The following is a 13,607-nucleotide window of genomic DNA, read 5'->3' as shown; positions in this document are numbered from 1 at the left end:
ATTTATTATTAATTAGTATAAATAGATATATACGTGAACTACTAATTTATATAATCTTATCACTTAACATTTTGTTATACAAAAATCTTACACATCCAAATACTTTTGAAAAATATTTTTTTTGATTATTGTTAGGATATATTCTATGCTTATAAGCTTTATTAATACCCATATGTTCTATTATTTTAGAATATTTTATACTTAGTGTATATGTCACAAAAGCTAAATTTTAATAATCACTGCATATATTCAATTAATTATCATCTAATATTAGTTACTAAATATCGGCATAAATGCATAAATGCTAAGCTTTCATCTTCTCTTTGCCAAATAATAATTAATATATGTTATTTATGGAAAGTAACCCTTAATGAATTCAACCATGATAAAGATCATATTCATTTATTACTAGAATTTACTCCCAATATTCAACCTTCTAAATTCATCAACAATCTAAAAACAGTATCTTCAAGGCTTATAAGAAAAAAATATTCTACTTATTTAGATAAGTATTACTGGAAACCTTATTTTTGGTCTAGAAGTTATTGCCTTATCTCTACTGGAGGAGCTTCTATTGATTTCATCAAAAAGTATATTCAAAATCAAAACAAATCTATTTATTAGCAAATTCATCTCCACCTAAATTTCATAGAAATTATAGGTGGGGAATTCTTTGTTATTTTTAGTTAAATTTTTATCTATATTAGTATCTAAATTATATAAATTACCAATAATATTATGTTCAATTCTATCATTAAGAAATAATTTTTTTTTATTTTTTTTGCTCATATATATATCCTCCACATACTTAATTATGTCATATTTATAACTACAGTAAACTACACCACTTTCCCTTATTCTTTATGAAATAATTATTTTGATGATTTATAACTACAGTAAACCTATCACTTTGTTTAAATAGATATATAGGTATTTGTAGACTATGTTACCCCTTACAACTATAAGATATTTTTTAAAATCTATTTTTATTTCTTTTGCATGATTTACTGTATATATGTTTGTTTTATAAAAAATAGCAATATATTTATATACATAATAATATGAATCTTATAAAGATTAGATAATTTGAAAATATTCTACAAGTAGAGAATATGAAAAAAAATATTTTAGCAACATACTCTTAATGCTATTAAGTTTATCATCATATGATACAAATACTATTAATAAATTAACAAATAAAACAAAAGAAAACTTTTTAAAAAATCTAAGCATAGATTTTTTAAAAAATTGTAAATTAAGAAATTTGATTGATTTAATTTTGAAAGGCAATAATTATGACTAGAAAAATGTTTGTTGTTTATGCTATTCTTGCACTAACAAGTTGCTGTAAGAATTATGAAAGTAATGTAGAGCTAAAAAACCAAATTGAAGAATTTTTAAATACAAAAGAAATAGCTCAGAACGTTGTTAAAGATTCGAGATTAGAAGAGGCTGAAAAAAAAATTCAAGAATTAACGAATAAAATAAATGAAAAAGATAAAGAACAATTTGGGCATAAATTAGAAAAAATTAAAGATAGATCGGAAAAGAAACAAGAAAATATAAAACAAGAATCAGAAACAATTAAAGAAAAATTAAAAAACCTATTTAAATATTATAATATATCTGTACCAATTCCTAAACTACCCAAAAATTATCTTGAACTCGGACTTACGTCTATATCGAATCTTATTAACGTATTTTCTGAATCCAAAAATGAATTTGGATGGGCTGCACGTAAAGGATTCTTTTTGGTTTATGCACTGTATGATCATTACATATTAATCTATAAATCAAATATGGAAAGACTTGAAAGTGCATTAACTCCAACAACAATAACTAAAAAACTCGATCCAATAAATGAAAAAATCATTGGGGTTATTGATTCAATTAAATCTATTGAATATAAATCGGAAAATAAACCAGAAACAATTAACGAAAAATCAAAAACCCTATTTAAAGATAATCTTGAACTCGGACTTACGTCTATATCGAATCTTATTGAAATACTTTCTAAATTTGAAAATGAATTTGGAGAAGTTGCACACAAAGGATTTTCTTTGGTTTATGATTTGTATTCCTATTACACATCAATCTATAAATCAAATATGGAAAGACTTGAAAGTGCATTGACTCCAACAATAACTAAAAAACTCGATCCATTAAATGAAAAAATCAATAAGGTTATTGATTTGGTTAATTCTGATGATAAAAATCTCAAAATACATAATGGTCTAAAATTTGATGAATCAGGAACACCTATTTATAAAAAACAAGAAATATCAAAAATTAAAAATCTCACATCATCAATGTATAACATAAATTGAATATGAAAACCTAATTTTCAAACAAATTAGCACCAAAAGCAGAAGATTTATTAAAAATTATCACCGGCTTATAGTTAAGCTGATTTAAAAAGCTTAAAAAGTGATTTAGGAAAAATCAAAGAATATCTTGAAAATCTTAAAAAGAAAGAGATAGATTCCAAAGCTATAAAATGGGGAGAATATTTAATGTAGATTGTCCTCAATTAATAGTTTTTAATATTTAATTAATATTAAAAAATTAAGAATCCCTAAATATAGAGGATTTTTATTTTATCAAAAAAGAAAAGCCATAGAAAATAAAATTTAAGAATGCCTTATCTTATTAAGATACTAAAAATCTTATTTTAAAAAAAATAATTTATAACTAAAAGCCCAATATTTTATATAATTTCATTCATTAATCCTTACATAGACATTAATACTAAAAATGAAAATTATCTTAAAGCATACTGTTCTATTCCTTTCTTCACTTTAAAATATTGTTCATCAATAGTGGGCCTAGGCATAAAAACCTCCCTCCCATTATAAAAATATTCATTTCCCCCTTCACCAGAATACTTAATATCTGGAGAATATAAAGCCCTTATGCATGAATAAAGCCAATAAACTTCGTATTTAAATTTATTTTATTAGCACTCATTATTTTTTATAATTATAATACTATATTTTAACTTGCGTTACAAATTCATCTCCACCTAAATTTCATAGAAATTATAGGTGGAGTATTCTTTGTTATTTTTAGATAAAATTTTACTATCTTTAAAAATTGCAATATCCACTATTTAGGATTACGCTGCGTTATGCTTATACATTCTTCTTAAATAATTCTCATATCCTTTTATTAAAGATGAAATATAATCTTCTCCTTTTTTATTTTTAAAAACCTTAAACTCATTAAGTAAGGTTACAAAATCTTCTTTGGAATTGCTCACATCCATTTTTAAATAGATGTTTTTAGCTTTTTCCATTATTTTTAAATTTATATGTCACAATAACAGACATTATACAAAAAATAAGTATTAATAAAATAAATGCATTTATAGCACTTATAAAATTAGTTAAAATTGAACATATGGCTAATGCTAAAACTGAAAATATACGAGATAATGTACTATTAACAGAGGTTATAGTTCCTAAAACTTTTGAATCCACATTTTTTCTTAAAAAATATTCTAAATTATTAGAATAAATAGAAATTAAAATTACCAAAAATATTACCATGGTGATAAATATGTAAATATGTGTAACTATTTTTATTAAAACTGATAACAAAAATATCATAGCTAAAATAGCATAAATATCATATTTTGAATGTTTAATTTTTCTAAATGTCCATGCTCCCACAATATCTGACAAGCGAAACAGTATATATATAATTCCAAATATACTAATAGATATATTCTTATCAGCAAAAATTACTTGCCAGTATAAATAAAAAGGTTGATAAAAAAATTGAATAAGGCTATTTAAAATAAATAATTCTAAAAGCTCTTTGGATTTTAATAAAATTATTATTTTTTTTTTAAACTTTGCAAGATATAAAGCTAAATCTTCTTTACTACGCTCATGATCTGTACTTTTATCATTAGGTATGAAAAAGATTGTAATTAAAGAAGATATTAAATATATTAATAATGAAATTAGATAAATTTTTACATCGATATATAAATATAGTACACTTCCAATATATCCCCCTAAAATAGCACTAATACTTAGTATCATTTTTACAGATGACATAAAAGCTTTTAGCTTTTTTGAATCATTTTGGTATAGTTTAGTAAAACTAATATCGATTGTCCCGGTGTTAATAGCAGCTGACATCCCATATATAAACCACGAAATACAAAGAAGTATGAATGAAGAAGCTTTAAAAATAATAAAATAAGAAATCATTAGCAAGAAAATTGATACTAAGTAAACAATTTTTCTATCAAAAATATCTGATATTACACCTGATGGAAATTCAAAAATAATAATTGCTGCCATGTAAAAAATTTGTACTATAGTAATATCTTTTAATGACAATCCTTTATTTATTAAAATAATAGTTAGTACAGCATGGGGCAACGTTCTTGCAAGTTCTAATAAAAATAACGAATCAAAATAATATCTTTTATGTTTACTTTCTATCATAAATCTTTATTACACTTGCAGGATTTATTTTTAAAAATATCAATAAAATGAAATGAGAAATTATGATTACTGATACCAATTCGTTTATTTAAAGAATTAATTTTTCCATATTCATTGCCGAAATAAAATATGATATCAATAATAGCCATACTCGATGCAATTGCATTATTAGTAAAAAAAGAGGGAGCTTGATAATCTTTATTTGCTAATATTATTTTACTTTCTAATTTAGAAGTTGTTGACTTTTTTATAACTCCTATGTCAGTACAATAATAGCAAGATGAGATATTTGGAATATAAAATGGACCAATAACTGAAAAATCATTAAGATATCCAATATTTATAAGTGGAATGGAATTTTCAATACAAAATTTATTAACTAAAGGTAAACAGTAGTCATCATCCGCTGACAGCACTATTAATGCTGGTTTAATTTTTGAGTTAATCAAAATATTTTTTAATAATTTTACAGAAACTTTTTCCTTATAGGCTTTAGTTTGAATGGCTTTGTTTAGCGATTTTATTTTTTCTTCAATTACATCTACTTTGTTAGATCCTATATCATCATGATTAAATAAAAACTGTCTATTTAAATTGGATTCTTCTATTTCGTCTTCATCTATAAAAGTTATAGCCCCTAATCCTAAAGTAGAAAGAGAATAAGTCATAAAATTTCCAATACCGCCACATCCCACTATAATGATATGCTCTTTTTCTAAACTAAAACTTTCTGGATTTTCAAGTAAAAGATCTAAAAAATATTTATTTTTAAAGCAAGCTCTATTCTTCGGATGTTCATAAAAAGGAATTAATACTTTATTCTCTAATGCTAATTTTACAGTTTCGTCGCTAATATTATTTTCAGTAGCAAATAATATTAATTCTTTATATGTTTTTTTATTTTTTGCAAATATTGCAATATCAAGCAAATGTTCAAAAACATTATCACTCACTTTAATTTGAAAGTTACCCAAATTAACAAGATTGCCAGAAATTGATTTATTAAAAAATGAAGTTGGATTTTTTATATAAACCATTTTATACCCCCTAACATTTAAGACTAGGTGTATTAAATATTTAAAATAATACAACAAAACCTAGTCTTAAATATTAATTAAATTTCTTGCCTAACATAATTGCACCCCCTTATATTATTAGAATAGCATAAAGAAGAAACAAATGAGCTTTACTATAACCAAACTTCTAGATTTACTAATGTTCCCAAGAAGGTGTATAACTATACTATTGGGAGTTACCAAACTCTAAAAAGTTACTTAACTTATAGAAAAGGCAGAAAAATGTCCCCAAAAGAAGTTGAACATCTCGAAAAAGTCATCAAAACAATTCATTATACAATTGGCATACAAAAAGAAATAGACAGCATAATTTCAAATCTAAAAGAATTTAATGGAAACTCTACAAACTCCACATTAAAATCTGCTTAGCACAGCTAAGTAATTCAAATAAAATCTAAAAATTGCGCTACTATTTAATTATCAAAACTTTATTATTAGGAGGTAATATTAATATGAAAAAAATTTTCACATTAATATTAATTTTTAGTTCAACAATGCAAATCTTGGCACAAGACAAACTTGAAAAAGGAGTTGATGATATTGCAACTGTAATGAAATATGAAAGTGAAAAAGCAACCGTACTAGCACCATTACTTTTGAATATCTTTTTGTCTTTAGGGATAGGATCTTTTGTTCAAGGAGATTATATTGGCGGTGGAGCACTGCTTGGTTCTCAAATACTTGGAGGAATACTTATAATAACCGGGAAGCTTATTACAGCAACAAAAGACGAAGCAACAGAAATGACCGGATTGACACTAACGGGTATAGGAAGTCTTACGGTTTTAGCATCCTACATTACTGGAATTATTATTCCATTTAAATTTGCAAATAAACACAACGCTAATCTTAAAAAAAGACTCGGCATTGCTCTTGCGGGGTTTGAACCCAATTTTGATATTGGAATAAACGGATTTCAGCTATCCTTTAAAAAAGCCTATTGAAAAAATATAAGACAATAACCCCTGTAATCTAATAATAAATAGGTTTTGTTGAAAACTTTCAATTAAAAGCACTCAACAAAACCTATTACTAGGTTTTAAATTGACAATTAGGATCGTATCAGTTTAAAAATACAACCTCTGGTAATTGTACAAAAATTGCTTAAATTTTGCAAGCACTTGCTTATATGTTTTGCTTTGTTTTTTTTAAATTTAAATCACAGTATTCTTTTAATATCTTGTTTAAATAATCTTTATCACTAGAAAAAATCTTATCTAACAAATACCCCGTAAATTTAGCATTGCTTTTATAGAAATCGTAACTATCTCGTCTTTTAAGCTGAAATCTTAATGGTTTTATTGAATTTTGAATTGACTTTTTATCTACCACCTCTTTTGATTTTATATTTCTATAAATTTCTATCATCCCTTTGTCTCTAATTTCTTTTATACTTACATCTCCTTTTAAAACTCGTTCATATATTTTTAAATATAAATAAGCTTGAGTCCTAGCAATTAAAAATTCTTCAATAAAAGACTTGAAACTCACATGCCCATCAATACGATAAAGTTTTTTATTTTTTATGTTGTACAATATTTCCATGATTTTAATTTTATTTTCAATATCATTAACCATACTCTTTTTTAAAGCATGCTTATAGTTTTCATACTCCTCCTCCTCGGAAATACCCATCAATCCTTCTTCTCTATCATTCAAAATGATTAAATCTTTAGACATCCCTAAAACGCTCCTTAAAAAAAATATGCTTTAAACAGCAGCATTTGTTCGTTTGCGAACAAACGAACAAAATAAAATAAAATTAAATACCTAATATATTTTTTAAGGCTTCTAAACATTCTTGATAATAAGGTTCTTTAACATTGGGTTCTTGTAAATTATTTGCAAACACCTTGACTTTATTATAAAAATGAACTTTTCCTTTAATATATTTGCCGTATTTATCTTTAATTGAATTTTCAATACTTTTAAAAGTATTTCTGTTTTTCATGAATTGATTTTCAATTATGGATATGTCAATATCTTTATCTAGGTACATTGAAACTTTCTCAATATATTTCATTAAGATAGATAGGCTTTCAACAGAAAATCTTTCAACTTGAATAGGAATAATAAGTTTATTAGTAATATTAAGAGCATTATCTAAAAGAGAATCCAAATTGGGTGGCGTGTCAATTATCACATAATTAAAACTATAATTGGGCAATACTCTTTCTAGCCTATGCTTTAAAAAAAGTTCTTTATAGGAAGTATTCTCCTTGTTAAAAAGGTGTAAACTGGGATGAGAAGGAATAAGATATACATTATCATGTATTTTGGTCAAATATTTATCTAAATTAGCATTTGAGTCTTCTTTTAAAAAAGAATAAACATTGTTTTTGCTCAAACTCTTTATATACTTAAAAAAATAACTAGTTAAACTATTTTGGGGATCAAAATCTACAAGCAAAACCTTTTTATCAAAACTTTTCAAAACAAAACTAAATATAATAGTTAAAACACTTTTTCCAACGCCCCCTTTAATATTTGCAATGCTAATTATTTCTGGTTTTTTGTTATCCATTTAATTATAATTCCTCCATTTGATAAATTTTTATTGTAGAATCTGTATACTTTATGTTCTAGATTAATTATTCTCTCTAATAGATTTTGAGCATATTTTTTTTTAAATTTTTCTTTTTTTGTTAAAGCGTGAATTGCTTTTATATAACAAAAAACACTTCCTTTCTTATATCTAAATTCTATGTAATGGATTTTATACATAGGTATAGTTTTGATAGCTTTTGTAATAACATCTTTATATTTAAAAAAAAGTGGCCTTGTTAATCTTTTAAATCCATAAAACATTCCCAAAAATTCATCATTAATACTCTCTTTAATTCTAAATAAATGAAAATTACTTTTTTCATTTATATCAAATAAATTCCTTAATGTAATAAAAAATTTATTTTCGTTTCTTTGATTTATACCAAATGTATAAATATCTCTAAATATTTTTGTATGATATAATGTTTTGTTATTTATTTTCTCTTTTTTTATGAAAATATTGTTTTTCTTTTTTAGCAATCCAATTTCCATTTCTTTGTATTTTAGACCTTCTAATATTTGATTCATATTTTAACCACAAATCTCTCATTTGTCGTAACATATTTGATTTTTAATTCTTTTTAACCATTCTTTTGTCTCTATCCTTTTATATAAATATTTTCTTTTGTTATAATTTTCTTTAACCTTATCTAAGAAATTTATTTTTTTAAATTTTAATAAAGTTTTTATTTTTGAATCTATGAAATTTAAATTTTCATTTTTTGTTTTGTGTAAAATTTTTTCTTTATTATTTATATGTTTTTTATTATTTATAATATGACTGACATTTTTAGTTGCATTCTTTAGACTAAAAGCCCTAACCCCTTTATTTTTGAAGTATTTTTTTTGTGTTTCTTTTGTAAATTTATATATTGCGTTAGCATCATGTTCAATAGTATTTTGCTTATCTTTAAGTACACAGTTTAAATTATTATTACTATATTTGTTGACTGAATATCTTATATATGAACCATTCCCTTCTCCTAATCTTAATAAAGTTTTTTTAATAATACTTTTATCACATAACCAAGTTAAATCTTTTCTAAGGGTTCTTAGTGCAATCTCCTTAAGTCCATCTTGGGCTAGAAAATAATTTAATGTATTTAAAATAAATTTTTGATTATATCTAATAGCATTTTTCTGGAAATACTTAAGTATTGATAAGATTTTGTAATATCTGATTTGATATTTTTTTAATAGATTTGCATTGGTTTGAATTTTAAGGTTGTCTATTTTCATTCTATACTCCTAACTGTATTTACAATTATGCTTATGATACACAATTTTAATTGGAAAGTAAATATTTGAGAATGAACATCTTTTTATTTAAAAATAATTCTTTTATTCCACTAGTAGAATAGAAGAAAAAGACCATTAGCAAAGGCTAAAGGTCTTTTTCAAGGTATTGATAGTTGCATAATAAATTATGCAACTATCAATGCTGATATTATATACTAAAAAAGATAAAATATCAAGTAATTTGAAAATTTTTTTACATTTTTTTCTACTCTGCCATTCTAAATCCCATTAGATGTTCTTTTGATTTTAGCATTCTAACTAATTTTTCAGCATCAAGCACATCTCCATTAAAGTTATAGTAAAAATTATTTATAACTGTACTGCTTTGGGTTTTTTGTAATTTGGTAATTTCTTCTGCAATAATTTTAGCTTCAAGTTTGCGTAAATTTTCATCTATTGGTGCAGGAGTTATTCTTACTAATTCGGGTTGACCAAACTCACTAGACATTACACCTGAGTTTGGCATATATGTTGGTTTATTCGAAACAAACCGTGCACCACCACGAGCAAGTTTTATCTCCTCAATAGATCCGGCTGATTTTACTTTTGCAATTCTTTTAAGTATCTCATCTAAAATTTTTTGCGTCTTTTTTAACCTATCATACTTGCCCAAATTCCACGAACTTTCAGCATTTACTTTATCAACTTCGGCCTGTGCTTTTATTCGTTCGGGCTCTAGTTTAGAAAGTTTGTTTTTGCGTTCTACTTCTATTTTTTTAGTCTCTTCGGTTTTAGTAAGTTGAGTGGTTTCTATATCTTTTTTTGTTTTATATTCTGTTTGTACATCGTGTAATCTTTTTTGAAATTCTTCACCAGATATTTGTCCTTTACTTTGAGCTTGTTTGAGAAATTCTATTTCTTTAGTGTATTCATCATCTAATTCACTCAATTTTTCTTTTCTCATTTTGATTTCGGCGTCAAATCTCTCTTCAAGCTTTTGAAGTTCGACTTCACTTCGTTTTTCAAGTTCTTCCAAATCTTCGTCCCGTTGTTTTTCAATTGCTTTAATTCTCGCTTTTTCTTGCCCCTTGAAAAGTCCCCAAATAAAATCGGTCAATCCTGTTATAAGCTCCGCAATGGCTGTTCCAGCAGGTCCAAACATTGCTCCAAAAGCTTTTACTCCACTTTTCCAAGATTCGTACATTTGTGTTGTCATTTTTTCTAAAACTTCACCAAAATTCACATCCTCCCCATTAATAGCATTATGAATTTCTTCTCCAATACTTTCTCCCATATCCTTATTCAAAAATTTGCCCACTATATCTTTTATAAAGGCATTTGAGAAGGCTTCTAGGCCGTCTATCATGCTGTCATATAAGCTTTTTGTCGTATCTTTAGCTTTCTCAGCCATTTGTTTCATAGAGTTTTGGTTGGTTTCATTTAGCTTTTCGAATTCTGATTTGTGCTCATCCACGAATTTTTTATACATTGTTTGAATTTTGGATGCCATCTTTTTTTCAGCACTTGCTCTTTCTTTTGCTGGAAGTAGCATTGTTTTCCACTCTAAGTCGGTTATTTCTTTTTGCAGAGCTTTTTGAGCTTCAACAAAAGATCGATCTAAAGCGGTTTTTTCAAATTCATTAACCTGCTTTTCAAGTGCGACTACAACTTGCCTGTTAGACTCGTTCAGAGTTTCTAAACTTTTTCCATATTTTTCTACGAACGCTTTGTTCTTTTCATTGATTTCATCATTAAGCTTCTGTAAAGCACTTACTTGATCTGTATGGGGCGTGGTTTTGATTATTTCCCTTTCACGACTTTCTTTTTTTTTTAGTAACTTTTGGTACTCATTCACAAAATCATAATTGGAGTTATTGAACTCATTTACTGATTTTTCAACTCCGGCTAAAATTTTCTTGTTCTCGTCCGATAAATCGTCAAAAGTTTTGGAGTATTCATTTATAAATTGTTGGTTTTTTTCCTTTATTGTTTTTTCAAGCTTCCTTAAGGCTTGTTCTCGTGCTTTCCCGATATTTTTATGGTCTTGATAGATTTTCCTCTGCTCATTAAATATTTCGTCTTGCAGCTTTTGATAGTCTTCTGCCATTTTCTTGTTAAAATTGGTTTTTGCATTTGGATCAAACTTTTTATCCCTTTCGGGTTCGGGACTGGAAGTGTCTTTTTCTTTTTCGGTCTTTTTCCAAAAAGTAACCAGATTTTTCAATTTTGTATACGTTTTGGATATCATATCTATCAACTTTTGAACCAATTTGATAATGGGCTCAAACGCTCCCTGAAAACGATTTAAAAATCCACTAGAAACATATGTTGCAAGTTCTTTTAGCTTGCCAATTACGTATTTGATTCCCTCGTAGAGTTTCACAAAGGGCGTGGTAATGGCCTTGAACAACATTTTTATACCTTGCACCCACTTACCGGTAAGATATACTACAAGCTCACCCAATTTGGTAGTTAAGTATATTGTAGCTGTAGTCACCTTGGTCAAAGGAACCATGATTGCTACCATAAGAAATTGTTTTACTTTTTCAAATCCAATCATCATTGGCTCTAGAGCTTTTCCAATGTCTAAGAAAAGCTTTTCGCTCATTTTAGCAGTTTGCTGTTGAGCTTGAGCTAAAGTTTTTGCTTCTTTGGCCGTTTTGCCGTAAAATTTACCACCTTCGCTAGTGGCCTTAGAAAGAGCCTTATTTAGAGTCTCGAATCCTATTTTTCCATCGCTCGCTGCCTTATATAATGCTTTTCCAGCTAAACCAGCTTCTTCTGCCAAAATGTCTGTAATGTCAACACCCGCGTCACGAAGTGCATACAAATCTTCTAAATTCACTTGATTACTCGATTCTACACGAGAATATACTTCGGCTAATTTCTCAAGCCCCTCGCTACTTCCACCAGCAGCCTCCCCAAACATTTTAATTCTCTCTTCAACTTCACTCGCAGTTGCACCATAAGAAAGCATTGTTTTAGCAGCATTAGCAATAGCGTCTCTAGTAAAAAGAGTTTCATCGCCAAAAGCTCTCATTGATTCTGCTAAAGATTTTCCAAGTTTTTCATTTCCAAGCATATCGGAAAACGTTGACACTTCTTCGTTGAATTCATCAAGAGCATCCATAGCACCATCAAAAATTCCACTTATTGTAGAGCCGATTGCTTGTAGAGCTTTTACAGCTATAATAATTGGGGCAAAAGCCGCCAACATTTGGTTGAATGCTTCACCAGTTTTGTTTGCTAAATTCTTTACACTTCCTAAGCCTTTTCCAACACTTTTTAGAACTTTGCCTATACTTTTCATGCCGCCAGCTTTAGAACTTACAGAATCAACAGAATTTGCAAGAGATTTGAAGTTTTTACTAGCATTCTGCGAACTTTTATTTAAAGCTTTTTCTAAATTTGATCCAGATGTAGTAGATTTTTCTAATTTTGACTTCAAATCATCCAGACTTGAAAATTTTTGTTCGGCAATTTTTTTTAGAGTTTCTGCTATTGAGTCCAGCTTTTCATTGTTGCTGATCGACATTGATAGCGGAATTATTATTTCATCAAGTTTCATCTACTTATGCTCTCGCTCTCAAGATTTTTGATGTACAAATTGAGTTCGTTCAAAACTAAAACAAACCAGTAATTTTGCTCAAAAAGACCGCCCCTATTGGGCAAGCTGCCAATACTTTTTGAAAGTAAGGCTTGATTCAGTAAATGCAGAATAGCATCCTCATTATATTTAATCCAGGGAAGTTCCTTTTTCATATTCACTATGAATTCTGAATTCACGCGGTCTGCAAAATTCAGAATTTGGTCATAGTGATTTTTTTTTGTAATATAAGCGAATGCAAGCTCTACTTTTTTGAAACACGCTCAACCCTTAGAGTATCTGCCAGGAAATTAATTTCGATTGCAAGACTTGAAAGCATGTCTTGAAACAAGATAGCGTCACTTTCAACCATTTCTTTGGTGATAACTTCTCCTTGTTGATTTTCAAGGCCGACAAATTCTACCACATTTTCATCCCAAATTTTTTTTACAAATTGAATTTGAGCACTTGTCGACTCAATCATAGCATTGGAATTGGTTTTACCATTCTGGCCATTCAATTTTTTGAAAAGTTCGATTTGTCTTGCCTTTAGCTTTTCTACAAACCCGTAGTTAATGTCTTTCAAAACCACATATGCTTTCTCTTCTTCTTTGATATTTTCCTTACCGTTTCTAATATAGTCTGGAATATAGGGTAACATTACCCTGCCAGTCAAATTAACATTAATTACCATTGTTG

At 27.2% G+C, this 13,607-nt stretch carries 14 protein-coding genes and 4 pseudogenes; 5 read left to right on the top strand and 13 right to left on the bottom strand.

Translation table 11 applies throughout. The features are described 5' to 3' along the window. Positions 1-55: 55 nt before the first annotated feature. Positions 56-172, bottom strand: a pseudogene (locus HNP67_RS05260) (helix-turn-helix domain-containing protein); the annotation flags it as partial. A 38-nt stretch (positions 173-210) separates the two neighbouring features. On the opposite strand from HNP67_RS05260, the gene tnpA reads away from it, so the two are divergent. Continuing rightward, positions 211-624: an IS200/IS605 family transposase gene (gene tnpA / locus HNP67_RS07200; RefSeq protein ID WP_184125445.1), complete on the top strand. Its 414-nt coding sequence runs from the start codon at positions 211-213 to the stop codon at positions 622-624. Between the two features lie 15 nt (positions 625-639). On the opposite strand, the gene HNP67_RS05270 is transcribed toward tnpA, so the two are convergent. Continuing rightward, the gene (locus tag HNP67_RS05270; protein WP_014023118.1) at positions 640-789 is read right to left on the bottom strand and encodes a hypothetical protein; all 150 of its coding nucleotides are present in this window, start codon (positions 787-789) and stop codon (positions 640-642) included. 506 nt (positions 790-1,295) lie between these two features. On the opposite strand from HNP67_RS05270, the pseudogene HNP67_RS07205 reads away from it, so the two are divergent. Beyond that, positions 1,296-1,886: pseudogene (locus tag HNP67_RS07205) on the top strand (BlyB family putative holin accessory protein); the annotation flags it as partial. Between the two features lie 45 nt (positions 1,887-1,931). Beyond that, complete coding sequence (locus tag HNP67_RS06950; protein ID WP_418455416.1) at positions 1,932-2,327, top strand: BlyB family putative holin accessory protein; 396 nt, start codon at positions 1,932-1,934, stop codon at positions 2,325-2,327. Positions 2,328-2,761: 434 nt separating this feature from the next. Here the strand turns inward: HNP67_RS06950 and HNP67_RS05280 are convergent. From HNP67_RS05280 to HNP67_RS05295, 4 genes and pseudogenes are all read right to left on the bottom strand, one after another. Beyond that, positions 2,762-2,953, bottom strand: a pseudogene (locus HNP67_RS05280) (P52 family lipoprotein); the annotation flags it as partial. Between the two features lie 162 nt (positions 2,954-3,115). Further along, positions 3,116-3,295, bottom strand: coding sequence for a hypothetical protein (locus tag HNP67_RS05285; protein WP_184125509.1), 180 nt, complete (start codon positions 3,293-3,295; stop codon positions 3,116-3,118). Further along, positions 3,282-4,460, bottom strand: a complete 1,179-nt coding sequence (locus HNP67_RS05290; protein ID WP_184125447.1) for an MFS transporter — start codon at positions 4,458-4,460, stop codon at positions 3,282-3,284. The genes HNP67_RS05285 and HNP67_RS05290 overlap by 14 nt, the downstream gene beginning before the upstream one ends. Next, positions 4,457-5,497 (bottom strand): ThiF family adenylyltransferase, encoded by a 1,041-nt coding sequence (locus HNP67_RS05295; RefSeq protein ID WP_184125449.1) that lies wholly within the window; start codon positions 5,495-5,497, stop codon positions 4,457-4,459. Before HNP67_RS05295 ends, HNP67_RS05290 begins: the two co-directional genes overlap by 4 nt. A 141-nt stretch (positions 5,498-5,638) precedes the next feature. On the opposite strand from HNP67_RS05295, the pseudogene HNP67_RS07090 reads away from it, so the two are divergent. Both HNP67_RS07090 and HNP67_RS05305 read left to right on the top strand, forming a co-directional pair. Continuing rightward, positions 5,639-5,905, top strand: a pseudogene (locus HNP67_RS07090) (type ISP restriction/modification enzyme); the annotation flags it as partial. Between the two features lie 83 nt (positions 5,906-5,988). Further along, entirely contained in the window at positions 5,989-6,480 is a 492-nt protein-coding gene (locus HNP67_RS05305; protein ID WP_184125451.1) for a P13 family porin, read from the top strand. A 181-nt stretch (positions 6,481-6,661) separates the two neighbouring features. On the opposite strand, the gene HNP67_RS05310 is transcribed toward HNP67_RS05305, so the two are convergent. The 7 genes from HNP67_RS05310 to HNP67_RS05340 form a co-directional block, all read right to left on the bottom strand. Beyond that, positions 6,662-7,216, bottom strand: a complete 555-nt coding sequence (locus HNP67_RS05310; RefSeq protein ID WP_184125453.1) for a chromosome replication/partitioning protein — start codon at positions 7,214-7,216, stop codon at positions 6,662-6,664. 82 nt (positions 7,217-7,298) lie between these two features. Continuing rightward, positions 7,299-8,060 carry a ParA family protein gene (locus HNP67_RS05315; protein ID WP_184125455.1) on the bottom strand — a complete coding sequence of 254 codons (762 nt, stop codon included), beginning with the start codon at positions 8,058-8,060 and terminating at the stop codon, positions 7,299-7,301. Further along, on the bottom strand, positions 8,036-8,611 hold the full coding sequence (locus tag HNP67_RS05320; protein ID WP_184125457.1) for a DUF226 domain-containing protein: 576 nt from the start codon (positions 8,609-8,611) through the stop codon (positions 8,036-8,038). Before HNP67_RS05320 ends, HNP67_RS05315 begins: the two co-directional genes overlap by 25 nt. An 18-nt stretch (positions 8,612-8,629) precedes the next feature. Further along, complete coding sequence (locus HNP67_RS05325) at positions 8,630-9,322, bottom strand: plasmid maintenance protein (protein ID WP_184125460.1); 693 nt, start codon at positions 9,320-9,322, stop codon at positions 8,630-8,632. A 265-nt stretch (positions 9,323-9,587) separates the two neighbouring features. Next, positions 9,588-12,890 carry a tape measure protein gene (locus HNP67_RS05330; protein ID WP_184125462.1) on the bottom strand — a complete coding sequence of 1,101 codons (3,303 nt, stop codon included), beginning with the start codon at positions 12,888-12,890 and terminating at the stop codon, positions 9,588-9,590. Then, a complete protein-coding gene (locus HNP67_RS05335) occupies positions 12,887-13,084 on the bottom strand; it encodes a hypothetical protein (protein WP_071983787.1) in 198 nt (65 codons plus the stop codon). Before HNP67_RS05335 ends, HNP67_RS05330 begins: the two co-directional genes overlap by 4 nt. A gap of 89 nt (positions 13,085-13,173) precedes the next feature. Next, complete coding sequence (locus HNP67_RS05340) at positions 13,174-13,602, bottom strand: hypothetical protein (RefSeq protein ID WP_184125464.1); 429 nt, start codon at positions 13,600-13,602, stop codon at positions 13,174-13,176. Positions 13,603-13,607: the final 5 nt, after the last annotated feature.

Source organism: Borreliella californiensis, from assembly GCF_014205885.1.
GTDB classification, from domain to species: domain Bacteria; phylum Spirochaetota; class Spirochaetia; order Borreliales; family Borreliaceae; genus Borreliella; species Borreliella californiensis.
Note: the sequence above shows the minus strand (reverse complement) of the source record. Positions and strands in the feature narration are given on the sequence as shown.